The following is a 25,372-nucleotide window of genomic DNA, read 5'->3' as shown; positions in this document are numbered from 1 at the left end:
TACAATAAAAATATGGAATTTAGAACGATAAAAGAGGACGGACAAATCCAAGAAGAAATCAAAAAATCACGATTTATTTGTCATGCAAAACGTGTCTATAGTGAAGAAGAAGCTCGTGCCTTTATCACTGCTATCAAAAAAGAACACTATAAGGCTACGCACAACTGCTCTGCTTTTATTATCGGTGAGCGCAGTGAAATCAAGCGAACCAGTGATGATGGGGAGCCAAGTGGAACTGCTGGTGTACCTATGCTAGGAGTTCTAGAAAATCACAATTTGACCAATGTTTGTGTAGTTGTTACCAGATATTTTGGTGGTATCAAACTGGGAGCAGGAGGTCTTATTCGCGCTTATGCAGGTAGTGTTGCCTTAGCTGTCAAAGAAATTGGAATTGTTGAAATTAAAGAACAAGCAGGGGTTCAAATTCAAATGAGCTATGCTCAATATCAAGAGTATGGGAATTTTCTTAAAGAACATAATCTTGTGGAACTCGAAACCAACTTTACAGATCAAGTTGACACAATTATCTTTGTCGATAAAGAAGTTAAAGAGGATACCAAAGCTGCCCTCATAGAATTTTTTAATGGGAAAGTTATTCTAACAGATCAAGGCTTACGAGAAGTTGAAGTCCCTGTAAACCTGGTGTAAAGTACTTTTAAATATCTTCCCTCAATTTTTATATTTACACTAACTATTTTTCTGATTGTTATAAAAAAATCCTATCGCTTCGATAGGATTTCTATATTTTACAAAAGTCAAAGTTAGCGTTATACTAGAAGCATCTTATATAAAGAGGTGCTAACATGGCTATTTATAACAATATCACAGAACTTATCGGAAAAACACCGATTGTTAAATTGAATAACATTGTACCAGAAGGTGCAGCAGACGTTTACGTAAAACTAGAAGCTTTTAACCCAGGTTCATCCGTTAAAGACCGCATCGCTCTTAGTATGATTGAAAAAGCAGAACAAGAGGGTAAACTGAAACCAGGCTCTACTATTGTAGAAGCAACAAGCGGGAACACTGGTATCGGTCTTTCATGGGTTGGCGCTGCTAAAGGTTATAAAGTTGTCATCGTTATGCCTGAAACAATGAGTGTTGAACGCCGTAAGATTATCCAAGCTTATGGTGCTGAACTAGTCCTCACTCCCGGTAGTGAAGGGATGAAAGGTGCGATTGCAAAAGCGCAAGAAATTGCTGCTGAACGCGATGGTTTCCTACCATTACAGTTTAATAACCAAGCTAACCCAGAAGTTCATGAAAGAACAACAGGAGCTGAAATTCTAGCTGATTTCGGAGCTGATGGTTTAGATGCCTTTGTTGCTGGTGTAGGTACTGGAGGAACTATTTCAGGTGTTTCTCATGCTCTTAAAACTGCTAACTCAAACATTCAAGTTTTTGCAGTTGAGGCAGACGAGTCAGCAATCTTGTCAGGTGAAAAACCAGGACCTCACAAAATTCAAGGTATCTCTGCAGGATTCATCCCAGAAACACTTGATACAGAAGCTTATGATGGTATCGTTCGCGTGACATCAGACAATGCTCTTGCACTTGGTCGCGAAATTGGTGGAAAAGAAGGCTTCTTGGTAGGTATTTCTTCTGCCGCAGCTATCTATGCAGCAATCGAAGTTGCTAAAAAACTTGGGGCAGGTAAAAAAGTCCTTGCGCTTGCACCAGATAATGGAGAACGTTACCTATCTACAGCGCTCTATGAGTTCGAAGTCTAGTCTCCTAAATACACAAAGCCCTTTAACAAGGGCTTTGTAATTTTTTCTATAAGAAAGAGGAAGCAAATCTGCTTCCTCTTTTTATTATTAGTTATTCAAAGCTGCTGCCATTGTAGCTGCAACTTCAGCTTCAAAGTCATTTGCAGCTTTTTCGATACCTTCACCAACTTCAAAGCGAGCGAACTCAACTACTGAAGCGTTAACTGATTCAAGGTATGCTTCAACTGTCTTGCTGTCATCCATGATGTAGACTTGTGCAAGAAGTGTGTATGCTTGGTCAACTTTAGTGTTGTCAAGCATGAAGCGATCCATCTTACCTGGGATGATCTTATCCCAGATTTTTTCTGGTTTACCTTCTGCAGCCAATTCTGCTTTAATGTCAGCTTCAGCTTGAGCGATAACTTCATCAGTCAATTGTGCTTTTGATCCATACTTCAAGTGTGGAAGAGCTGGTTTGTTAACCATTGCACGGCTTTCGTTATCTTGGTCGATTACGTGGTTCAATTGAGCCAACTCATCTTTAACAAATTGCTCATCCAATTCTTTGTATGAAAGAACTGTTGGTTTCATTGCAGCAATATGCATTGAGATTTGTTTAGCAAGTGCTTCGTCTCCACCTTCGATTACAGAGATAACACCGATACGTCCACCGTTGTGTTGGTAAGCACCGAAGTGTTGTGCATCTGTTTTTTCAATCAAAGCAAAGCGACGGAATGAGATTTTTTCTCCGATAGTCGCTGTTGCAGACACATAAGCTGCTTCAAGAGTTTCACCTGAAGGCATTGTCAAAGCAAGAGCTTCTTCGTTGTTAGCTGGTTTTCCTTCAGCGATTACTTTTGCAGTTGCATTTACCAATTCAACGAATTGAGCGTTTTTCGCAACGAAGTCAGTTTCAGCATTTACTTCAACTACTGCTGCAACGTTACCGTTAACATAAACACCAGTCAAACCTTCAGCAGCAACACGGTCAGCTTTCTTAGCTGCCTTAGCCATACCTTTTTCGCGAAGCAATTCGATTGCTTTTTCGATATCACCGTCAGTTTCTACAAGTGCCTTTTTAGCGTCCATGACACCAGCACCAGATTTTTCACGCAACTCTTTAACAAGTTTAGCTGTAATTTCTGCCATTTTGATTCTCCTATATTTTTTAAAAATAAGAGAGCCGGGCTAAGCCCCGCCCTCCTAGGTAATTACTATTTATACGAATTAAGCGTTGTCGCCTTCAACAACTTCAACGATTTCTTCGATTGAGTCTGCTTGAGCTTCTGAAGCTGCAAATTCTGCTTCAACTGCTGCTACAGCATCTTCACCTTGGCGACCTTCGATGATAGCGTCTGCCAATTTAGCTGTAATCAACTTAACTGCGCGGATAGCGTCATCGTTAGCTGGGATGATTACATCGATATCATCTGGATCAGTGTTTGTGTCAACCATCGCTACAACTGGGATACCCAATTTTTTAGCTTCTTTAACAGCGATTTGCTCTTTATGCGGGTCAACTACGTACATTACATCAGGGATGCGAGGCATGTCTTCGATACCACCCAAGAATTTTTCAAGACGAGCGCGTTGTTTGTTAAGAAGTGCAACTTCTTTCTTAGGAAGAACGTCGAAGATTCCTTCTTCTTCCATGCGTTTGATTTCTTTCAAACGAGCGATACGTTTTTGGATTGTTCCCCAGTTAGTAAGGGTACCACCCAACCAACGGTGGTTGATGTAGTATTGACCTGAACGTTCTGCTTCTTCTTTAACAGCGTCAGCAGCTTGTTTCTTAGTACCAACAAACAATACAACTGCATCGTTAGCTGCTGCATCACGCATAAAGTCGTATGCTTGGTCAGCGTATTTTACAGTTTGTTGCAAGTCGATAACGTGGATTCCGTTACGCTCAGTGAAGATGTACTTAGCCATCTTAGGGTTCCAGCGACGAGTTTGGTGACCAAAGTGTACACCAGCCTCAAGAAGTTGTTTCATTGAAATTACTGCCATGAGTATTTCTCCTTTTTGTTTTTTCCTCTTCTCGATTTCAGCTTGCAAAACAACCCAAAGGCAACAGTTTCACAATTCATCAAGAATGAGTATTATCGTTCACACGACAAGTTTCATTTTACCACAATTTCTCAATATTATCAAGCTATTTTGATAGTTTTTTAGCAGAACTTCTCAATTTAAAGATAAGAAAAGAGACTCGGAAAGAGTCTCAATTTTTTCATTAGTTTGGATAGATGTAAGTAACATAACCTTCAGAAGTTGTAGTTGGGTTGAACCATCCACGTTTGTTACCGATTGTACGATCTCCACCGTAGTTAGATTCTGATACTTGGATACTTGTTGTAGATGAAACAGCTGTAACAACCGCTACGTGTCCATAGCCACCATCATTCCAACATGCAATCGCACCAACTTGTGGTTGAGAACCAGTACGGAAACCTGCTGCAGCTGCGCTTGTTGCCCACTGCGCTCCGTTACCCCAGTAATCTCCAGCCCAAGGTGCCAATGTTTTAGCTCCCCATGTACATTCACCTGTTGGATAACTTGAAGCGTTTGTACTATATGTAGGACGTTGGCTTACAGGAGTTGGTGCAGGTGTGTAACTTGAGTCATCATCTGATGAAGATGAAGAACTTGAAGTTGCTTGTACTTGTGCTGCAAATGTAGTGTTTGCTGAAGCTGCAACTGTTTGTTGTTGACTTGTTTGTTGAGCTTTGTAAGCTGCTTCTGCTTCTGCTGCTGCTTTCGCTTCTGCCTCAGCTGCCGCCTTTTTCTCTAGCAAGGTAGCTTTTTCACTTTCTGCAGTAGCTTTTTCTGCTGCAAGATTCAACTCAGCCACTTTCAATTCAGCTTGTTTTGTTGTCAAAGCTTGGGCATCATCTGCAAGTGTTTGTTGGTTGGCAATAACTGTGTTGATTGCATCATTGTTAGCAACTTGTTTCTCAGCAATAGCTTTTTTATCTTCTTTTTGTTGTTGCAACATTTTGTTGTTAGCTGATACAATTTCACTCATAGCTGCTACACGAGAAATAGCTTCTGTGATTGAGTTAGAGTTAATAATTGTATTAATGTAGCTTGTAGCAGTTCCGTTAGTTTGTGCACTACGAGCTTGGTTTTCAAGCGATTCATTACGAGCTACGATATTTTTTGAAAGCTCTGTGATTTCACCTTCAAGTTTTTTAGATTCTTCTTGAAGAGTTTCATTCTCAGTTTGCAACTTTTCTTGTTCTGTTTGAATAGCTGTAACTTGAGTTTGAATCTCATCAACTTGTTTTTGAGCTTCCTTTTGTTGCGTTGTCAACTCACTAATTTTGCTATCTTGAGCTGCAATTTTTTCATCTGTTGTGTTAGCTTTAACACTTGAAAGAACAGCTCCTTGCGAAACCAATACTGTACTTAACAAAAGTGATGCTAGAATTTTTTTCTTCATATGTGTAAATACTCCTTCTTAAAAAAGACAATACTAGTATATCAAAAAAAGGCCTAATAAATATTACGCCTTTATTACAGTTTTGTTTCTTTCTTATATATATATTTTTTCAAAAATATATTGGAAAACTATCATCCATATAAAATTCAATATCATAGTAGGACCCAGACTATAAACTATAAAAACAGGTAGATTTTCTGCAGTCAATCCTACCACGTGTGCTAGGATAAAGCTACCAAATTCAAATGTAAAAGTCATCATTAAAATAGCTAATAATCTTGTCCATCTATTTAACAAAATAACAGAGTTGCTTTTATATACGATTGCTCCAATAATCACAAAAAGAAGACTGGCTATCCCTATCAGATGGAAGAAATAGATATCGTATATAAGTCCTAGAACCAAGCAGTAGGCCAAAAACAAATATTCTGATACTTCTATTGTCTCGAATAATAAGAAGATGAAGATAAAGTGGCTTACAATTTGAAGATGTGGAAAAAAGCTATTTACAAATTGTCCTAAGTGGCTATCTATTAAAATGATTACGGGCAAGAGCAAAAACATCCCTATTTGCTTAAAAAGTCTCATGATGGATTCCCCACTAACTCTACGACTTTAAGATTCATTGGATCAGCATGCATTTTGACCATAACTTCTCTTGTCAGATAATCATTGGTAGGGGTCACAGATACAACTTCTCCTACAGGAATGTCTGTGACATTGAAGTTCCCCAAACCTCCAGTTACCACTTTATCACCTTGACTAATATCTCCACTATTATTTAGCTGACTAATTTTCAGTAGTTCTTTTTCCTTGTCATAGCCAACGATAATACCATAAATACTACTAGATCCATGCTGAATTTTAACAGAAATTTTCTCTGTATTTTCAGCATTTGTTAATAAATTGACCACAGTTGAGTTGTCTTCTACGTTTTCAACGCTTCCAACCAATCCTCCACCAGAAACAACAAGCATACTAGTTGTTACACCTTGTTGCGAACCAACATTAACTGTTAATTCTTGTTTCCAAGTCGCCGGAGTTCTCATGATAACATCCGCAGCAATTAGCTTAGTCGCATTCAATTTTGACTTCATATCTAGTAATTGACGCAGTTGTTCATTTTCTTCTTTTAAGCGATCTGCTTCATTCTTTTCCTTTTCCATTTGATAGAATTCTTTTTTGAGAGTTTCATTCTCATTATAAGCTCTCGTCAAATTTCCTAAATCTGACTTTGTAGATTCTAACCATTGAAATGGTTTTTGCACAATTCTATCTATCAGAGAAATGCCATCTCCAGCTTTTGTCACAACTGTACTTGATTTCGTCATTACTAAAAGAACAGAAACTACTAACACAACGACAAATAGAACAATGATATATTTTGATTTTTTAAAACGGTTCATACCTCTACCCTATCTCATTCTATACTTCACTTTAGGATTTCAACAAAAATAGAATCAAACCCAACACACATACCAGGAGTAAGGCCACACTATCTTTATTCATCCAAATCAACTGCCGGTACTGACTGCGTCCGTTACCACCTTGATACCCTCTAGCCTCCATAGCTGTAGCAAGAGAATCCGCTCGTTTCAAACTCGTAGCGAATAAAGGAATCAAAATAGGAATCATAGCCTTAACTTTTTGGATTATATTCCCTTCTCCAAAATCAACACCACGCGCCTTTTGAGCGTTCATAATTCGAATCGTATCATCCATTAAGGTTGGTACAAAACGTAAACTCATAGACAACATGAGTCCGATTTCATGAACAGGAACCTTAAATCTTTTCAAGGGTCCAAGCAAGGATTCAACTGCTGTAGCCAAGCTTAATGGCATGGTTGTCAAGGTAAGCAAAGTTGAGAAAAAGATAATCAACACAAAGCGGCAAAAAATGATTCCCGCCTGCTCAATGCCATGACTCGTGATTTTAATAAACCCCATCTCGAACAAGACATCTCCACCAGAGATAAAGAAAAGTTGAAAAAGGGTTGTAAAAGCAATCAGAAAAAACATGGACCGCAAACCTTTTATGAAAAAGGATAAGGGAACCTCAGATAAGGCTACAAATATACCTGTTACAACGAAAAGGATCAGATTAGTTATTGGATTATTGGCCCAAAAAACGATCATAATCAATAAAATCATTGCCACTAACTTACTACGAGGATCCAAACGATGAACAATCGAATTTCCTGGTATGTAACGACCTAAAATCATATTATCCATTGATGAACTCCTTAAACTCCTCTATCGTTATCGGCAATTGTTTAAAAGAAACCCCTCGTTCAGCTAGCCTTTGAGCAAATCTTGTGATTTTTGGAACACCTAATTGGATTTTCTCCATGAATTCGACATTTTGAAAAACAAGACTTGGCTTCCCACTCTTGACCAACTTTCCTTTTTCCATCACATAAACTTGGTCAGCAAATTCGGCCACGTCATCCATCAGATGGGTCACTAAAACAATCGTGATACCATCCTGATGAAGTTTTTTAAACAAGGCCATTAACTCTTTTCGACCAATTGGATCCAAACCAGCTGTTGGCTCATCTAAGACCAAAATGCTAGGCTCCATCGCCAAAATACCAGCAATCGCAACCCTTCTCATTTGTCCGCCTGAAAGCTCAAAGGGACTACGTCCAAAGAGTGACTCATCAATTCCTACTAAAGCTAGTTTTTCACGCGCAATAGCTTCTGCCTCTTCTACAGAAACTCCAAAATTTTGAGGTCCAAAAGCCACATCTTTTAAGACAGTCTCCTCAAAGATTTGATTTTCTGCAAACTGAAAGACTAAGCCCACTTGTTTGCGAATTTGACGAATTTGCTTATTGACGGATGTTGATGTAATTAGTGTATCAAAGACACGAACACTTCCCTTTGTGGGAACCAACAAACCATTCAAAAGTTGAAGAATTGTAGATTTCCCGCTTCCTGTATGCCCAATAATTGCTGTATAAGATCCATCCTCTATTGACAAATTAACATCGGACAAGGCAGCTGAGGCAAAGGGGGTTCCTTCCTGATACGTATAACTCACATTGTCTAGAATAATTCCCATAAAGCCTCCTCGAGCTCCTCTTCGGTTAGGTAGTGCTCTGGTAATTTCAAGCCACTAGTACGTAGCGATTCTTTTAATTGGTTGACAAAGGGTTGATCTAAACCAATTTGATCTAAATCTGACCTAGAGAATAATTCTCTAGGAGTACTAGTTGATTCGATTTCTCCTTTTTTCATCACCAAAATACGGTCACTCATGGCCACCTCATCTAGGTCATGCGTAATGGAGATTACTGTCATTTGGTGATCTTGGCGAATCTTTTGGACGATCTTAATCAACTCTAGACGCCCCTCTGGATCCAACATGCTTGTAGCTTCATCCAAAATTAAAATATCTGGTCGCAAGGCGACAACGCCTGCGATAGCCACTCTCTGTTTTTGGCCACCTGACAAGCGAGCTGGTTCCTTTTTAGAAAATTCAGCCATCCCAACTAATGACAGAGCTTCAGAAACTCGCTTCTTCATCTCTTCAAGTGGAATCCCTTGATTTTCAAGCCCAAAAGCAACGTCATCTTCTACGGTTGCCCCCACGAATTGGTTATCAGGATTTTGAAATACCATACCAATCTTACGTCTTTTTTCCCAGACGTTTTCCGGAGTTAGGCAATCACCGTCTATCCAAATTTCTCCAGATTCCGCTTCTAGCAAACCGTCAATCAAGCGAACAGTTGTTGATTTTCCACTACCATTATGACCAACGATAGACAACCATTCTCCACGTTGCACGTGAAACGAAATGTTATGAACATCATAGTGTTCTTGATCTGCCTGGTATCGAAATGACAGATTCTTAATTTCAATAATCGATTCCATATCTAGCGAAAAGTTCCTTTAAACAAATACGCGCTTCCCTTGAAGTAATCATAACCAGAATAAACTGTAAAGAACAAAGCGATATAAAGAGTTATCTGACCAAGTAAATTCCAATGAAATAACAAGAAGATAATCGCAAACATCTGGCTAAATGTTTTTATTTTTCCTGGCATTGCTGCAGCTAAAACAGTTCCACCAGTTTCAACTAAGAGTAGGCGCAACCCAGTAACTGCAAGTTCTCGGCAAATGATAATAGCAACTACCCAAGCAGGAGCCATATTTAGACCTACTAGCATGATAAAGGCCGACATAACTAACAACTTATCTGCCATTGGATCTGCGAATTTCCCAAAATTGCTAACTACTTGCCATTTTCTAGCTAAATAGCCATCTAGATAGTCAGTGATACTGGCAATGGCAAAAATAATTGCTGCTATTATATGTAACACAGGAGACTGTCCAAATGATAGAAGGAGAACAAAAACTGGAATAAATAAAATTCTACCAAGCGTAAGTATGTTAGGAATATTCTCTTTTTTCATGTTATCCTTCCTTAATTTGAACTTAATTTCAATGTAATCCAGCCAGTTTGACCAGTTAATTTTGAAGTATCGATTTCCTGATTATCGATCTTGATTTTCACGCCTTTGACAACACCTAATGTGATAGTTACTGGAGAGCCTTTAGAAACTGTTGTTTTGGCCATCTTATTATTAGGCTCAAGAGTAGTTCCTCCAGCCAATTCAGTATCTGAAACACTAATCCAGCTTGTTGCATCCGTCACAGATAGTTGAAGTTCGGCAGTATCTTTAGCAGTTTTATATTCTACCGATATAACATCTCCCTGACCAGAAACCGTCACAGTTGATGCGTCGCTCGAACTTGACGGGCTAGTGGTTTGATTGCTAGTTGTTGTTTCACTACTTGTAGCACTTGTAGTTGTAGACACAACATTATAGTTGGCTAAAGTTGTTGCTGTCGGTTGTGTTTGAATGTAATTCCAAACATAATAAGAAACAAAAATTATAATAGATAAGGAGAAGAGAATAAAGTAAAACAGAGGGAGCAAGGAACGTTTCTTGCGATTAGAACGTCTACGACCTGATAGTTCTATCTCATCAACATCAACTTCCTCATAGGTAATCATACTCCCTGAATCATATGCGTCTAAAACAAGGTTTTCATCCAACTCAACTGCCCAAGCATACTTCCTCAAAAAAGAACGTGTATAAAAAGGGCTTGGCAATTGGTCGAAATCATCTGATTCTAAAGCCTCAAGCAGATTCAGTTGAATGTCTGTTTTGCGCTGCAATTCCTCTAAACTCAAACCTTGATTGATTCTTGCTAAACGTAACACTTCACCAATTGTTTTTTTTCTCATACTTACCATGCCTTCTTTCTAGTTTATTTTATATTTCGATGGCTATAGTGGAAAAATCGTAAATTCAACAATTTCACTATTATCGATAAAATGATGTCCTACCTCAAGAACATCATCCAAGGTCATTTCCTGTATAATCTTTGGTAAATCAAACAGGGTTGTTTCATCAGAATGTGACTGATATTGGGTCGCAATAAATTCTAAAGAGTTCATACTATGGATAAATTCTCCATAAATTTCACTTTTGATTAAATCAAGATGTTCCTCTGATACATCCGAATCTGTAGCAAAATTCTGAATTGCCTTTCGGAATTGATGCGAAATAGACACAGGCTCCTTCGTGTCCATTGTCAGCATCAAAAAGTTAAAACGTCGATTGATTTCAACTTCTAAAGATAATGAAGAATCTAATTTTCCTGTTTCATACATACTCTGAAATCTTTTAGAGGTCCAACCAAACATCATCGTAAATAACGCTCTTAATAGAACGCTGTATCGATAGCAGTCCTGATGACCCATATCAGAATTCGTTCGAACTCCTATTGCTAATTTAGGTGATGCAACATCCATACGAATGCTCTCAACCTTCTTTACAGGGTGTAAAGCGATTGGTTCTTTTGGATTTTGAACTATACTACCTCCAACATCCTTTTGCGAGAAATAATTCTGTATCAACTCTAAATCAAAATTTCCAACGAGGAAAATTTGGCTATTGACAGGAGTGTAAAATTCATCAAAATTGTCCCGTAGATCCTCTAAACTAATATCTTCTATCGAATCTTCAGTCCCAACAATATCTGAAGCTAGTGGAGTTGCCGGATATAGATTTGCAAGTGTTTTAAAGAACAAGCAAGAATCAGGATCATCCTGATACATTTCGCGTTCTTGTTGAATAATATCCTTTTCTCGTTCAACAGATTCTTCAGTAATGTTAAAGCTAGTAACAAGCTCGTCAAGCAAGTCCAAACACTCAGCGACATTGTCAGAGGTTGAAAAAAGATAACTTGTATTTGTAAAGCTTGTAAAGGCGTTACTATCTGCACCTAATTTGGTAAATGCAGCCATGATATCTTCAGAATTTTCTCTTTCAAAAAGTTTATGTTCTAAAAAATGAGCGATTCCCTTAGGATATGTTTTCTTTTTACTATCTCTAGCTGTAAACTCAGTGTCAACTGAACCAACATAGACAGTTACTACACCATAAACTTCGTTAAAATCATTTTTAGGAAGTAAAGAAACTGTCAATCCATTTTCTAATTTTGCTTGATAAAGAGTTTCCTTTACAGCAGGATAATATTTCTCTTGAAAAGTAACTCTAGTCATTCTGCTCCTTCCATAAAATAGATAGCCTGCAATTTCAAACTAGATGCCGCCCTACAGATTTCATCCTTGTCAACTTGCTCTAGGCTCTCTATCAAAGTATCCAGGTCTAAAACCGATTTACCAAAAAAGAGGCTTAAGTGTTCTCTATCTATAATCGAATCTTGATTATCCTGACTCAACAACATCGTCCTACGAATCATTTCCTTAGTTTGATTAACTTCAGCATCTGTAAATCTACCATTTTTGATAGCTAACAACTGATCATTCATCAATTTTCTTACCTTGTTTCGGTTTTGACGATTTATCCCAGCAAACAATCTTAAAAATCCACTAAAGAGATCTAAGTGACTAGAAACAGTGTAGGCCAAACCTTCCTTTTCCCTAACTTGAGTAAACAATATAGAGTGCGGGAAAGCTCCAAGCAAACCATTCACAAGAAGCAAGGCCATCTTTTGATCATCTCCATAACCAATTGTGCTATGATAACCCATTTCTAGAATAGACTGACCTAGGTTTTTTCTAGCAATTCCTTCTCTAAGAACATTTGAATAACCTTGCTGATATTGAATGTTTACAGTTTCTTTACGACCTGTCAAGTTAAATTTCTTCAAGTTTTCTAAGACTTCAATTTCATTAAAATCACCTAAAAAGAATAAATCAATTCTATCTTCCTTCAGCATTTTTTGAAAACTTGAATAGCAAGATTTAGAAGTCTCTTCGGAAATTCTGGCAATTAAATCTCTAGGAACTAACTGCATTGATTCCTCTTGGAAAAACAACTGATCCAATTCTTTATGGGCAAAGAAGAAAGGATCCTCTAATTCTGATTCTAATCTCGCCAACAATTGTTTTTTTTCAATTTCAAAGGCATTGTCGTCAAATTCATCTTCATTTGACAATGGATTAAATATGACTTGATACAATAATTCTAAAATCTGAGCAGTTAATACGTTCTTCTTACTTAAAAATTCATCTCGAACATAAGTCAAACTCACGTCTACTAAGTGACTTTGCCCCCTTCTATACGCATGAGTTGACAAATCTGCTCCATACAATGCTGCCAGATGTTTTCTAAGAACCTGAGCAGTTGGATAGCCTTTATTAGCAGTTTCAAGCATACTGGCACTTAGCATGCGACCAGAAATTAAATCCAGAGATAATGGAGCTGTGAAACGCATGGTTATTTTATTTGTCTTAAACTTTTTAGATTGGATAAAATGCACTGCAATTCCAGGGAATAACTCCATATTTTACCTCCTTTTACATAGAGTTCTATTATACCATGAAAACGAAAATTTTTCCCGTTCTCTTTGACTCTTTTGAAATTAAAATCGTTTTCATATCAGTTGTTTCTTCTCAACTATTTTGTGCAAAATATGGTATAATACCAAAGATTGAGGTGAACTATGGAATACAAATTATTTGAAGAATTTATTACTCTCCAAGCTCTTTTGAAAGATCTTGGAATCATCCAAAGTGGCGGTGCTATTAAATCTTTTTTAGCGGACCATCTTGTATATTTTAATGGAGAATTAGAGAATCGTCGAGGCAAGAAAATTAGAATCGGGGATTCTATTGAAATTCCTGATTTAAAAACTCAAATTATTCTAGTTAAACCAACATCAGAAGAACTAGAGGAGTTTCGTCTAGAAAAACTTGAGAAAGAACGTGTAGCTAAGCTTGTCAAGGAAATGAATAAAAAAGTTCAAAAAAAGCCAACAAAAAAAGCTCAAGCAACAAAAACAAAACCTACACCACGTTTCCCAGGTAGATAAATATGTGGCTGAAAAATCTATCCATTAAACAATTTCGTAACTATCGAGATGTCGAAGTTAATTTTAATCCAAAATTAAATGTATTTGTTGGCCGAAACGCTCAAGGAAAAACCAATCTTCTTGAAAGTATTTACTTTTTAGCCTTAACGAGAAGTCATCGAACTAAGACTGATAAAAATTTAATTCAATTTGAAGAAGAACAACTGCAAGTTTCTGGAATCTTACAAAAGAAAACAGCAACCATTCCACTTGAAATCGACCTCACACAAAAAGGGCGAATTACTAAAGTGAATTACTTAAAACAAGCTCGCCTATCAGACTATATTGGTCATATGAATGTTGTCTTATTCGCTCCAGAAGATTTACAACTTGTCAAAGGCGCTCCGGCCATTCGTCGTAAATTCATTGACATAGAATTAGGGCAAATCAAACCGATTTACTTGTCAGACCTGTCAAGTTATAACCACGTCCTTAAACAGAGAAATACCTATCTCAAATCTACACAAAACATAGATGAGACTTTCCTATCTGTTCTTGATGACCAACTGGTAGAGTATGGCTGTCGTGTAATGAATCATCGAGCTGACTTTATCCAGAAAATGGAACTCTTTGGCAAGAAAAAACATTTTGACATCTCAGATCAGTTGGAAGAACTGTCAATCTATTATCACCCTTCTGTAAACTTTGTTGACAAGAAACATTTGGCTGAATCTTTCCATATAGCACTTCAAAAAAGTAGATCCAGAGATTTATTTAAGAAGAATACTGGAGTTGGTCCTCATCGGGATGATATGATTTTCATGATTAATGGAATGGAAGCAAGTTTCGGAAGTCAAGGGCAACATCGTAGCTTGGTGCTTTCTATAAAACTTGCTGAAATCGAATTGATGGAGAGCATTACCAAAGAATCTCCCATTCTTTTGCTTGACGATGTCATGAGTGAACTTGACAATACTCGTCAACTTAAATTATTAGAAACTATTTCTCATAACATTCAAACTTTTATTACAACTACTAGTTTAGACCATCTTCAAAACTTGCCTGATAACTTGAGCGTCTTTACAGTAGATAATGGTCAATTGACTGTAAATTAAACTTTACATCTATGTAAAAAAAATCTCCCGTTTAACAGGAGATTTTTTTATTACATTGAATAGTTTGGTGCTTCATTAGTGATTTGCACATCGTGTGGATGGCTTTCTTTTAGACCAGCACCTGACATTTCGATAAACTGAGCATTGTCATGTAATTCTTTTAAGTTAGCAGCACCACAGTAACCCATACCAGAACGAATACCACCAATCATTTGGAAAACAATATCAGCTGCTGCACCTTTATAAGCAACACGACCTTCGATTCCTTCTGGAACCAGTTTGTTTGCTTCATTGACAGAACCTTGGAAGTAACGGTCGCTTGAACCCTTCTTCATAGCAGCGATTGAACCCATACCGCGGTATGTCTTGAACTTCCGCCCTTGGAAGATTTCAGTTTCACCTGGAGCTTCATCTGTTCCTGCAAACATTGATCCGAGCATCACTGCGTTTCCTCCAGCAGCAAGAGCTTTTACAATATCTCCAGAATATTTGATTCCACCATCAGCAATAATTGTTTTGCCATATTCACGAGCAACTGCTGCTGCATCGTAAATTGCTGTTACCTGGGGAACTCCTACACCAGCAATAACACGAGTTGTACAGATTGAACCTGGGCCAATACCGACTTTAACAACGTCAACACCTGCATCATAAAGAGCACGCGCACCTTCAGCAGTAGCGATGTTCCCAGCAATCAGTGTACGGTCCGGGAAATGAGCACGAATTTCAGCGATTTTACGAAGTACACCCGCTGAGTGACCATGGGCAGTATCGATAACAATAGCATCAGCTCCTGCTTCAAAGAGGGCTTCTGCACGTTCAAATGTGTCAGAAGTAACACCTACCGCACCAGCAACTAGAAGACGACCGAATTCATCTTTTGCCGCATTTGGGAACTCAATCACTTTTTCAATATCTTTAATGGTGATTAAACCAGAAAGACGACCCTCTTCGTTAACTAGAGGTAGTTTTTCAATACGGTGTTCTTGAAGAATACTCTCAGCAGTTTTTAAATCTGTACCAACCGGAGCAGTAACTAGGTTTTCACTAGTCATGTGTTTTGAAATTGGTTGGTTGTAGTCAGAAATGAAACGCAAATCTCGATTGGTCAAAATACCAACTAACTTACGGTTTTCTAGAGTTTCAACCACTGGGATACCACTGATACGGTAACGGCCCATGAGTTCATCTGCTTCAGCGATTGTATGTTCAGGGGTCAAGAAGAATGGATCAATGATAACACCATTTTCAGAACGTTTTACCTTACGAACTTCGTCAGCTTGTTGCTCAATAGACATGTTTTTATGGATAACTCCAAGTCCACCTGCACGCGCGATTGCAATGGCCATTTGGCTTTCTGTTACAGTGTCCATTGCAGCTGTAATAATTGGGATATTTAAAGTCAAATTATCTGCTAATTTTGTTGTTAAATCCGCATCATTAGGCAACACATGACTCTCTGCTGGAATTAGCAATACATCATCAAAGGTAAAACCTTTTTTCAAAAATTTAGTGTCCCAATTAGACATTGAAGTTTCCTCTTTTCTTTCTTTATTGAGCTAAACGCTTTTTGTATTGTATCTATCATACCATTCTATGAAAATTTGTCAATTAAATTTATAAGAGAATAAATAAAAAACTATCCCTCTTATTTTAAAGCAGAAATAGTTTTATAGTTCATATTTTATCCATTAGTGAAAGTAATTTAGACCCATTGCAGCTTTTACTTCTGATAGTGTTTGCCCAGCAACTTCTCGAGCTTTTTCACTACCTTTTTGGAGCATATTATAAACCTCACCCATATCTTTAGCATATTCTAGGCGGCGTTCACGGATTGGACCAAGTTCACGTTCTAGGATTTCAAGTAGGTAACGTTTGGTCTTAACATCACCAAGGCCTCCACGTTGATAATGTTCCTTCATTTCAGCAATTTCTTGAGCATCCTCAGGTCGACCGAATACGTCCAAGTAATGGAAAACCATATTTCCTTCAATCTTACCTGGATCCTCAACACGAATATGGTCTGGATCTGTATACATACTCATTACTTTTTTACGCAAAGTATCTGCATCATCAGCTAAGTAAATTCCATTATTAAGTGATTTCGACATTTTGGCATTACCATCAAGACCTGGTAAACGTCCCGCACCTTCGTGCTCAGGGTAAATTCCTTCTGGTTCTACTAAAACATCACAGTTATAGGTATGGTTGAAAGAACGCACAATTTCACGTGTTTGTTCAATCATCGGCTTTTGATCATTCCCTACTGGAACCAAGTTAGCCTTAAATGCTGTAATATCTGCTGCTTGCGCAACAGGATAAACTAAAAATCCAGTTGGAATACTTTCACCAAAGCCTTTTTGAGCAATTTCAGTCTTTACGGTTGGATTTCGTTCCAAGCGAGCTAATGAAACTAGGTTCATATAATACATAGAGAGCTCTGCCAATTCTGGAATCTGGCTTTGAATGAAAATCGTTGCTTTATTAGGATCTAATCCCACTGCAAGATAGTCCAAAGCAACATTCCCAATAGACTCTACAATAGTTTGTGGATCTTTTGCATGGTCTGTTAGTGCTTGCTGGTCAGCTAAAAAAACAAACATGTCATATTTATTTTCTTCTTGTAGTAAGACACGATTTTTCAAACTACCAACGTAGTGCCCAATGTGTAATTTCCCCGTTGGACGATCTCCTGTTAAAATAATGGGTTTACTCATCTTATTCTCCTTTGATATGGTCCTTTCAATTATAGCATTTTTTTAATAAAAAGACAGATAATTTTTTATCGAAACAATAGAGATATTACCCCTTTCAATCGTAAAGAGGTTGTCAACTTTGTTTACAAAAAATTGACAAATAAAAATTTGAATAATTGGTGATTTTCTAGTAGAATTAGAGTATTACATATAATAGGAGAAAAACTTTGCTAACAGTATCTGATGTTTCACTACGTTTTAGTGATCGTAAACTTTTTGATGATGTAAACATCAAATTTACAGAAGGAAATACCTATGGTTTGATTGGGGCCAACGGTGCTGGAAAATCAACCTTTTTAAAAATCTTAGCTGGAGATATTGAACCGACAACTGGGCATATCTCTCTTGGACCAGACGAACGTCTTTCAGTACTTCGTCAAAATCACTTTGACTACGAAGATGAACGTGTTATTGATGTTGTTATCATGGGTAATGAAAAACTATACAACATCATGAAAGAAAAAGACGCCATTTATATGAAAGAAGATTTTTCAGAAGAAGATGGTGTTCGCGCAGCTGAACTTGAAGGAGAATTCGCTGAACTAGGTGGTTGGGAAGCTGAGAGTGAAGCTTCACAACTCTTACAAAATTTGAATATTCCAGAAGAACTTCATTACCAAAATATGAGTGAACTAGCAAATGGCGACAAAGTAAAGGTTCTCCTTGCTAAAGCCCTCTTCGGTAAACCAGATGTCCTTCTTTTGGACGAGCCAACCAATGGTCTGGATATTCAATCCATCACTTGGCTAGAGGATTTCCTAATCGACTTTGATAATACTGTCATTGTCGTATCTCACGACCGTCACTTCTTGAATAAAGTATGTACTCACATGGCTGACCTTGACTTTGGAAAAATCAAACTCTATGTCGGAAACTACGACTTCTGGAAGGAGTCTTCTGAGCTTGCTGCTAAATTACTAGCAGACCGTAATGCTAAAGCAGAAGAAAAAATCAAACAACTTCAAGAATTCGTTGCTCGTTTCTCTGCTAATGCTTCTAAATCAAGACAAGCAACTTCACGTAAAAAAATGCTTGACAAGATTGAGCTAGAGGAAATTGTTCCTTCTAGTCGTAAATACCCATTTATCAGCTTTAAAGCTGAACGTGAAATTGGGAACGACCTCTTGACAGTAGAAAATCTATCTGTAAAGATTGACGGTGAAACTATTCTTGACAACATCAGCTTCATCTTGCGTCCAGGTGACAAGACAGCTCTTATCGGACAAAATGACATCCAAACAACTGCCTTGATTCGTGCCATTATGGGTGAAATTGACTATGAAGGGACTGTCAAGTGGGGAGTTACAACTAGTCGCTCTTACTTGCCAAAAGACAATTCAGCTGATTTTGCTGGCAATGAATCTATCCTTGACTGGCTCCGTCAATTCGCAAGTAAAGAAGAAGATGACAACACTTTCTTGCGTGGTTTCCTAGGTCGTATGCTCTTCTCTGGAGACGAAGTTAACAAACCTGTAAACGTCTTGTCTGGGGGAGAAAAGGTGCGCGTGATGCTTTCAAAACTCATGCTTTTAAAGTCAAACGTTCTTGTACTTGACGATCCTACAAATCACTTAGACTTGGAATCTATCTCAAGCTTGAACGATGGATTGAAAAACTTTAAAGAGTCCATCATCTTTGCCAGTCACGACCATGAGTTTATTCAAACTTTGGCTAACCACATTATTGTCTTATCTAAAAACGGCGTCATCGATCGTATTGATGAAACCTATGATGAATTCTTAGAAAATGCTGAAGTTCAAGCAAAAGTCAAAGAACTTTGGAAAGATTAGGTAGAACTTAAAAAAAAACTCAGTTGGGAGCCCAACTGAGTTTTTTTATTTCTTATGAATTTTTAGTTGATAGTTCTGTCAATCTGATTCTATTCAACCTATTCATTGTTTCACGTGAAACATTCTATTATTAGATTTATAAATTCTTGACAAGATTCATGCACATAAAAAATCGACCAAATTGGTCGATTTTTTTAATCTTCTTCCAGTTTTTTAGGTTGATAAGCAAGCATACCTAATCCTATGAATAGAATTAAAGTTACGAGAAGGAAAATTACCTGATAATGAATATTCCCTGTCATAGAAATCGTTTGTCTCAATCCTGAAACTGAATAACTCATTGGTAACCAAGGATTGACAGCCTTAAAGAAATCATTAGTCAAAGCAAGCGGATAAGTTCCTGCACTTGATGCTAATTGTAATAATAGTAAAATAAGAGAGAAGAAAGCACCTAAACGACTATTCCATGTCGTTAACGCGGTTACCATAGACATAAATGTCAAACTTGCGATGATGATCAAGAACAAGGTTCTCATTTCATGATTTGCCGTTAGACCGATAAGATGAACTCCTCCATAGACTAAGACAGCTGCTAAAACAGCTATAACTCCATTTATTTCGAAACGAGATTTAACCCAAGCCCAACGACTTTCAGGATGACGACCTGAAGGTAACTTAGCAAAAATCATATTTGTTGATAACGCAGCAACAAAGAGGGCGACTGATATCATATAAGGAGCCATGGCAATTCCATTTACAGGAACTTGATCATTATCTGTTTTTGAAAGACTCAAAGGCTCAGATAATACTTCTGCATTATTAGACTCTGTTGATGCTGATTTTAATTGATTGCTAGCGCTGTTCAATCCATGTTCTAGTCCAGTAGCTCCTACTTGTAAACTTTCAATACCAGCAGTTAAAGTTGTTCCACCATCTGCTAGTTTTCCAGCACCATCAGCAATTTTCATTGCTCCACTTCCTAACTGAGAGCTAGCTGAAAGCAATTGACTTGATTTATCTGTTAATTGACTAGAACCTAGCTGTATTTTATCCAGTCCTGCAATTAAGTCTGAACTCTTACTATTTAATTGGCTAGAACCAGATGAGAGTTTTTCGATACCTGTTACTAGTTCTGGAGTTTTCCCAGCTAGCGAATCCAAACCAGTTGTCAAGGTTGAAGAGTTTTCTGTCAACTTACTTGATCCAGAAACCAATTGATCCAAACTTGTTGTTAAAGTTGTATTCTTTCCACTTAGTTTGTTTACACCTAAAGAAATAGTATCCAACCCTTTAGTATAATCATTAACTCCATTTTCAATCGATTGACTTCCAGGAACTAACTGATTATCTACAGCATTTTGCAACTGTGTAAATCCACTTGACATAGATGTCAAGGAACTAGACGCCACAGGTAATACTTGATTTGCTTTAGTCTGTAAAGTAGAAAGATTAGAGACTGGTTGGTTTACACTTCCCAAATTTTCTTTTAAATCTCCTACCGTCGTTAAAATTGCTTTTGCTGACTCTATCGTAGAATTAGAATTATTTGAAACAGCTGCAGTCAGTTCTTGTTTCTGAGTATCAGTAAGAGATTGATAAGTTGCTGTTGCTTGAAGATTGGTAAGAGTTTTCTCTTGCTCTGTTTGACTATTAGTCACAATAGTTTGGGCAAGAGTAGATATATTCGCTAAATCATTAGATATTGTGCTTTTAAGTTCCGTATTATCTGAGATTGTTACTGCTTGAAGTGCTTTATTCAATTCATCTAAACTAGTTGCTAATTGAGTGATTTCCTCTTTTTGTTGAGATGAAGTATTCAATTGAGTCGAAATTTCTTTAATACCTTTATTTAATTCGGTAATACCGTCTCTCAATGTATCTGATTGACTTGATAGCTGGTTTGTACCAACAGATAGTTTGTCAACACCGCTTGTATAGGCATTAACACCAACCGAAAATTGATTGAGACCTGTATTCAGTTGCGAAACTCCTCCAGCATATGTCTTCATTCCAGTATTGAGCTGATTGACACCTGTTACTAATTCTGGAGTCTTGGAAGATAATTGATTAAGTCCAGTGTCAACCTGTGAAACCGCACTTGTATAGCTCTGTAAACCATCATTAAATGTTCCTAAGCCACTATTCAGTTGCTTTACACCTGTGACATATGTTGTCAACCCTTTTGTAAATTGATTCGTTCCATCAGAAAAGGTTAAACTTGAACTAGCTAAAGTATCAAGATTGGAAGACAATGTCTGACTTCCTACAGCTAACTTACTAGCCCCATTTGCCAATTGTTCACTTCCATCGGCTGCCTTCGTTAAACCGGATTTTAAATCACCCATCTTTTGAAATAAAGCTTTCGTATAGGATTCGGTTACATTAGCAGAAACATTCTGTTTTAACTGTGTCATGGCAGAATCACTCATCTTGCTTGCAATGAAACTATGCCCGCTAGAAGTTTGATAGTTAATATTCATTTGTTCTGGGTGATCTGATAGAATAGAAGCAGCCTTTTCAGATAAGTCACTTGGTAAAGTTACTACCATATAGTAGTCACCGTCTTCTAGACCCTTCTTACCTTCTTCTTCATTGACAAAATGAAAATCTAATGATTTATTTTGCTCTAAATTAGACACCATGTCTTTTCCAATGCTCATTGTATTTCCATTGTAAGACGCTTCTTTATCATTATTAACGACCGCTACAGGCAACTCAGATAATTGGCCATATGGATCCCACATAGATGATAAAAATATGATGTTGTATAAAGCAGGAATTAGAGAAATCCCTATCATTACAATGATAAAGGTTGGTTTTTTAAAAATTGCTTTCCATTCTTTAAACATATTTTCTCCTTTTTTTACACATAATATCTAAAATTTTGATATAATAGATTATACATTAAAAATTCTTATTTACAAGTCAAAATTATCATATTTAGACACTACGTCTATTTTTGTTCAAAAGGAGGAACTATGAAAGAGAGCAACAAACGCTTAAAAACCAAACGTACTATTGAGAACGCCATGGTTCAATTATTAACGGAACAACCATTTGATCAAATTAGCACTATTAAGCTGGCAGAAAAAGCTGGAATTAGTCGTTCTAGTTTTTATACTCATTACAAAGATAAGTATGATATGATTGAACATTACCAAAGTAAGCTTTTTCATACCTTTGAGTATATTTTCCAAAAACACGCAAGTCATAAAAGAGATGCTATTCTAGAAGTGTTTGAATACTTAGAGTCTGAACCTTTACTAGCTGCTCTTCTATCTGAAAATGGTACAAAAGAGATACAAAACTTCTTGAGAAATAAACTTCACATTATGCTTAGCACTGACCTCCAAAAACGCTTTATGCAATTAAATTTAAACAATATTGAGTTAGAGTATAGCAGTATTTATCTAACAAACGCACTATTTGGTGTATGCCAAACCTGGATTGCTCATGGAAAAAAAGAAAGTCCACAAGAAATGACAAACTTTCTTATGAAAATGTTAGGAGATGCAAATTAGAGACAAAAAAAGAACACCAATGGTGTTCTTTTTGTTTAACTCCGCCAGTAGGACTCGAACCTACGACATCATGATTAACAGTCATGCGCTACTGCCAACTGAGCTATGGCGGATAATATAGTCCGTCCGGGATTCGAACCCGTGTTACCGCCGTGAATAGGCGGTGTCTTAACCCCTTGACCAACGGACCATCTATCTGTAGCAGATATAACCATTATATCAATTTCTTACTAATTGTCAATCACTTTTTAGATTTTTTCTCCAGAATATCTCTTAATTTCCGTACCTTTAGACGGGTAATTGGACAACGATGATCCTCATAAAAAACCACTTCTAAATTTTTTCGATCAATTTCCCTAATATTTCCTACATTGACAAGAAATGATTTATGAGCAGAATAAAATCTTTGAGTATCTTTATCTTTTTCTTGAATATCCGCCATAGTACCATAAAATTCTTTGGCAAAATTCTTACCAATAATCCTTAACTTATGAGATACTCCTGTTGTTTCAATATATAAAATATCATGGTAGGGAATTTTCAAATCATTTCCTTTGTAATTATAGTCAAAATAATCCACAACATCTTTATTTTCAAGCAGCATACTTTTGGTATATAAGATACTCTGTTCGATACGTTTTTTAAATAATTCATCATTGATATCTTTATCAACAAAATCCAAGGCTGATACTTGATATTTGTAAGTTAAGGTAGCAAATTCTGATCTACTAGTGATAAATACGATAATTGCATAGGGATTGTGGCGACGAATAAATTGTGCTACCTCAAATCCTTTTTTCTCAACGCCATGAATATCAATATCTAGAAAATAAAGCTGGTTTACTTCATCATTTTCGATATATTCCTTAAATTCTCGTTCTTTACCTGTTGTTTTATAAGAAATAGGAATATTCAATTCCTTTGAAATTTCATCTAGGGTTCTTTCTAGTCTGACCTGATGTTGAATAACATCTTCTAAAATTAATACTTTCATTCAAACTCTCTCTTAAATCTAATAATCTGTCTAAACGTACTATCTTCCATCTCTGTTTCTAAAATGATATTTTCATACTTATCCAAAATCTCTTTGACATTATTAAGGCCAATTCCTCTATTTCTACCTTTAGTAGAAAAACCTAGTTCAAATAAGTCTTCTGAAGGCGTCATAGTAATTTTACACGAATTTTGAATCACGATAACTGTTTCTAAATCCATCTTAATCACTGCAACCTCCATTTGTTTTGAGGAACTTTCTGCAGCACCCTCAACGGCATTGTTCAATAATACGCTCATAATACGCACAAGATCGAGTAAATCGATTGACAATCTAGTGATAATATCCTTTACTTCTAGTGTAAACTCTACGTCATTATTTCTGGCATATACAATAGATTGAGCAATCAAACTTCGTAAAGCTGAATCTTCTATATTGTTTAAATCAAAGTATGTATACTTATCTGAACGTAATTTTTGATTAGCTTTGACTAGAACTTCATTGTAAATCCTGTCAATTTCCTGTAAATCTTTACTGTCAATCGCCATTTGCATACTGACAAGCATACCTGCATAATCATGACGAAAACCACGGATTTCATTATACAAACCAACAATTTCATCTGTATAGGTCTGTAAATGTTCTTGTTCAAATTTTTTCTGTTTTAGGGCAATTTCTTTTTCAACTCGCACTTTGTGAGAATTCATAGCGAAGAAAATTAGTAGTAAACAAATAAAGACAATTGTTGCTAAAATACTACCAAAACTATTAAAATGCGCATAAGCACTTACCATATCTGAAATGAATGATAGAATATGTAAAGCAAAGAAACCAAGTATAACTTTTTTTAAAAATGGATAGAGGTAATCTTTATCAAAATAATTGAGTTCCAAGTGAAAATAAAAAATAATTTTTTTTATTACAAAATAAGTCAGCAATAAAACTACTACAAAAAACAAATCTTCATATTTGGTTACAAAAGAATCACCTGTAACAGAGGATATGGTTACGGATAAAAAAGTATGAGTGCCATGATATAATAAAGACAATAGCAGACTGATAAAAATAGCTTTGTATTTATCAAACTTTTTTAACCCTTTTAGAAAAATATATATAATAAAGGGAAACATGAGTTTTTCTAAACCTAACCCATGTAAAAAAACAAAATAAAAGAAAATTTCAACTACGGACTGCAGTATAAAAATCCAACTTATGAATAGAAATCTTTCTTTTTTTGTTGCCCTACAAATTAGTTTGTAGCTATTTGTTAGAATAAAAATATTAAGAATAACTATGAATATTTTTAATAAATCCATCATGTCTCCCTATAATGTTTTCTATTTTTTCCTTTTAGGAAAAAGATTAGTAATAAAGTAAGTTAATCTTTTATCCCCACCTTGGATTTCCTGTAATTCTTTTTCTGTAAGTTTTTTGAACTGCTCTAATTTAACTGTTTTTTCCATATTAAATTCTCCTTTATTGTTTTTTTCTTGTAAATTAACTTACAAGCTTATTATACAAAACGGAGTCTATTTTAAAACATTTCATTCTCAACTGCACATTTTTGTACCTGAACTGTCAATTTTTACAAAAAACGCTGGGTTTCCCCAGCGTTAAATCTAGTATATGATCCCAGCAGGATTCGAACCTGCGACCGTTCGCTTAGAAGGCGAATGCTCTATCCAGCTGAGCTATGAGACCTAACTAGTTT

Annotated in this window: 24 protein-coding genes and 3 tRNA genes; 6 read left to right on the top strand and 21 right to left on the bottom strand. The window is 36.6% G+C overall.

What is annotated here, in order from left to right; genetic code table 11:
- Positions 1-12: 12 nt before the first annotated feature.
- Both AB2B47_RS06615 and cysK read left to right on the top strand, forming a co-directional pair.
- On the top strand, positions 13-648 hold the full coding sequence (locus AB2B47_RS06615; RefSeq protein WP_006153416.1) for a YigZ family protein: 636 nt from the start codon (positions 13-15) through the stop codon (positions 646-648).
- 155 nt (positions 649-803) lie between these two features.
- On the top strand, positions 804-1,730 hold the full coding sequence (cysK, locus tag AB2B47_RS06610; RefSeq protein WP_006149073.1) for a cysteine synthase A: 927 nt from the start codon (positions 804-806) through the stop codon (positions 1,728-1,730).
- An 87-nt stretch (positions 1,731-1,817) separates the two neighbouring features.
- Here cysK and tsf read toward each other — a convergent pair whose 3' ends face one another.
- The 12 genes from tsf to yfmF all read right to left on the bottom strand — a co-directional run bounded on the left by tsf (position 1,818) and on the right by yfmF (position 12,978).
- Positions 1,818-2,858, bottom strand: a complete 1,041-nt coding sequence (gene tsf, locus AB2B47_RS06605) for a translation elongation factor Ts (protein WP_006149074.1) — start codon at positions 2,856-2,858, stop codon at positions 1,818-1,820.
- 78 nt (positions 2,859-2,936) lie between these two features.
- The gene (rpsB, locus tag AB2B47_RS06600; protein ID WP_004250981.1) at positions 2,937-3,719 is read right to left on the bottom strand and encodes a 30S ribosomal protein S2; all 783 of its coding nucleotides are present in this window, start codon (positions 3,717-3,719) and stop codon (positions 2,937-2,939) included.
- Between the two features lie 223 nt (positions 3,720-3,942).
- Positions 3,943-5,151: a peptidoglycan hydrolase PcsB gene (pcsB, locus tag AB2B47_RS06595; protein ID WP_320693912.1), complete on the bottom strand. Its 1,209-nt coding sequence runs from the start codon at positions 5,149-5,151 to the stop codon at positions 3,943-3,945.
- A gap of 93 nt (positions 5,152-5,244) precedes the next feature.
- Positions 5,245-5,739 (bottom strand): rod shape-determining protein MreD, encoded by a 495-nt coding sequence (mreD, locus tag AB2B47_RS06590; protein ID WP_320693911.1) that lies wholly within the window; start codon positions 5,737-5,739, stop codon positions 5,245-5,247.
- Positions 5,736-6,557, bottom strand: coding sequence for a rod shape-determining protein MreC (gene mreC / locus AB2B47_RS06585; protein ID WP_006153401.1), 822 nt, complete (start codon positions 6,555-6,557; stop codon positions 5,736-5,738). The genes mreD and mreC overlap by 4 nt, the downstream gene beginning before the upstream one ends.
- Positions 6,558-6,588: 31 nt before the next feature.
- Positions 6,589-7,383: an energy-coupling factor transporter transmembrane component T family protein gene (locus tag AB2B47_RS06580; RefSeq protein ID WP_320693910.1), complete on the bottom strand. Its 795-nt coding sequence runs from the start codon at positions 7,381-7,383 to the stop codon at positions 6,589-6,591.
- Complete coding sequence (locus AB2B47_RS06575) at positions 7,376-8,215, bottom strand: energy-coupling factor transporter ATPase (RefSeq protein ID WP_006153365.1); 840 nt, start codon at positions 8,213-8,215, stop codon at positions 7,376-7,378. Before AB2B47_RS06575 ends, AB2B47_RS06580 begins: the two co-directional genes overlap by 8 nt.
- Positions 8,200-9,027, bottom strand: coding sequence for an energy-coupling factor ABC transporter ATP-binding protein (locus AB2B47_RS06570; RefSeq protein WP_320693909.1), 828 nt, complete (start codon positions 9,025-9,027; stop codon positions 8,200-8,202). Before AB2B47_RS06570 ends, AB2B47_RS06575 begins: the two co-directional genes overlap by 16 nt.
- A gap of 2 nt (positions 9,028-9,029) precedes the next feature.
- Positions 9,030-9,569 (bottom strand): CDP-diacylglycerol--glycerol-3-phosphate 3-phosphatidyltransferase, encoded by a 540-nt coding sequence (pgsA, locus tag AB2B47_RS06565; protein WP_320693908.1) that lies wholly within the window; start codon positions 9,567-9,569, stop codon positions 9,030-9,032.
- A gap of 11 nt (positions 9,570-9,580) precedes the next feature.
- A complete protein-coding gene (rodZ, locus tag AB2B47_RS06560) occupies positions 9,581-10,408 on the bottom strand; it encodes a cytoskeleton protein RodZ (protein WP_320693907.1) in 828 nt (275 codons plus the stop codon).
- A 42-nt stretch (positions 10,409-10,450) separates the two neighbouring features.
- Positions 10,451-11,731 carry an EF-P 5-aminopentanol modification-associated protein YfmH gene (gene yfmH, locus AB2B47_RS06555; RefSeq protein ID WP_320693906.1) on the bottom strand — a complete coding sequence of 427 codons (1,281 nt, stop codon included), beginning with the start codon at positions 11,729-11,731 and terminating at the stop codon, positions 10,451-10,453.
- The gene (gene yfmF / locus AB2B47_RS06550; protein ID WP_320693905.1) at positions 11,728-12,978 is read right to left on the bottom strand and encodes an EF-P 5-aminopentanol modification-associated protein YfmF; all 1,251 of its coding nucleotides are present in this window, start codon (positions 12,976-12,978) and stop codon (positions 11,728-11,730) included. The genes yfmH and yfmF overlap by 4 nt, the downstream gene beginning before the upstream one ends.
- Before the next feature lie 159 nt (positions 12,979-13,137).
- On the opposite strand from yfmF, the gene yaaA reads away from it, so the two are divergent.
- Together yaaA and recF are read left to right on the top strand one after the other, a co-directional pair.
- Entirely contained in the window at positions 13,138-13,506 is a 369-nt protein-coding gene (gene yaaA, locus AB2B47_RS06545) for a S4 domain-containing protein YaaA (RefSeq protein WP_006153329.1), read from the top strand.
- A 2-nt stretch (positions 13,507-13,508) separates the two neighbouring features.
- Positions 13,509-14,600, top strand: a complete 1,092-nt coding sequence (gene recF / locus AB2B47_RS06540) for a DNA replication/repair protein RecF (protein WP_006153325.1) — start codon at positions 13,509-13,511, stop codon at positions 14,598-14,600.
- 50 nt (positions 14,601-14,650) lie between these two features.
- Here the strand turns inward: recF and guaB are convergent, their stop codons facing one another.
- Positions 14,651-16,129 (bottom strand): IMP dehydrogenase, encoded by a 1,479-nt coding sequence (gene guaB / locus AB2B47_RS06535; RefSeq protein ID WP_320693904.1) that lies wholly within the window; start codon positions 16,127-16,129, stop codon positions 14,651-14,653.
- A gap of 162 nt (positions 16,130-16,291) precedes the next feature.
- Positions 16,292-17,317: a tryptophan--tRNA ligase gene (gene trpS, locus AB2B47_RS06530; protein ID WP_006149093.1), complete on the bottom strand. Its 1,026-nt coding sequence runs from the start codon at positions 17,315-17,317 to the stop codon at positions 16,292-16,294.
- A gap of 206 nt (positions 17,318-17,523) precedes the next feature.
- Between trpS and AB2B47_RS06525 the strand changes: the two genes are divergently transcribed.
- A complete protein-coding gene (locus AB2B47_RS06525) occupies positions 17,524-19,146 on the top strand; it encodes an ATP-binding cassette domain-containing protein (RefSeq protein WP_036756440.1) in 1,623 nt (540 codons plus the stop codon).
- A 194-nt stretch (positions 19,147-19,340) separates the two neighbouring features.
- On the opposite strand, the gene AB2B47_RS06520 is transcribed toward AB2B47_RS06525, so the two are convergent.
- Positions 19,341-21,995 (bottom strand): YhgE/Pip domain-containing protein, encoded by a 2,655-nt coding sequence (locus AB2B47_RS06520; RefSeq protein ID WP_320693903.1) that lies wholly within the window; start codon positions 21,993-21,995, stop codon positions 19,341-19,343.
- Between the two features lie 129 nt (positions 21,996-22,124).
- On the opposite strand from AB2B47_RS06520, the gene AB2B47_RS06515 reads away from it, so the two are divergent.
- A complete protein-coding gene (locus AB2B47_RS06515) occupies positions 22,125-22,667 on the top strand; it encodes a TetR/AcrR family transcriptional regulator (RefSeq protein WP_320693902.1) in 543 nt (180 codons plus the stop codon).
- Positions 22,668-22,706: 39 nt separating this feature from the next.
- Here AB2B47_RS06515 and AB2B47_RS06510 read toward each other — a convergent pair.
- The 6 genes from AB2B47_RS06510 to AB2B47_RS06485 form a co-directional block, all read right to left on the bottom strand.
- A tRNA-Asn gene (locus AB2B47_RS06510) sits at positions 22,707-22,780 on the bottom strand.
- A gap of 5 nt (positions 22,781-22,785) precedes the next feature.
- Positions 22,786-22,857, bottom strand: a tRNA-Glu gene (locus AB2B47_RS06505).
- Between the two features lie 51 nt (positions 22,858-22,908).
- Complete coding sequence (comE, locus tag AB2B47_RS06500; RefSeq protein ID WP_004250949.1) at positions 22,909-23,661, bottom strand: competence system response regulator transcription factor ComE; 753 nt, start codon at positions 23,659-23,661, stop codon at positions 22,909-22,911.
- Entirely contained in the window at positions 23,658-24,977 is a 1,320-nt protein-coding gene (gene comD / locus AB2B47_RS06495; RefSeq protein WP_320693901.1) for a competence system sensor histidine kinase ComD, read from the bottom strand. The genes comE and comD overlap by 4 nt, the downstream gene beginning before the upstream one ends.
- Before the next feature lie 21 nt (positions 24,978-24,998).
- On the bottom strand, positions 24,999-25,124 hold the full coding sequence (comC, locus tag AB2B47_RS06490; RefSeq protein ID WP_006149099.1) for a competence-stimulating peptide ComC: 126 nt from the start codon (positions 25,122-25,124) through the stop codon (positions 24,999-25,001).
- A gap of 164 nt (positions 25,125-25,288) precedes the next feature.
- A tRNA-Arg gene (locus tag AB2B47_RS06485) sits at positions 25,289-25,362 on the bottom strand.
- Between the last annotated feature and the right edge of the window lie 10 nt (positions 25,363-25,372).

Origin of the sequence: Streptococcus wuxiensis, from assembly GCF_040888245.1 — a bacterium.
GTDB classification, from domain to species: Bacteria; Bacillota; Bacilli; order Lactobacillales; family Streptococcaceae; genus Streptococcus; species Streptococcus wuxiensis.
This window is presented reverse-complemented; position numbering and strand designations above follow the sequence as displayed.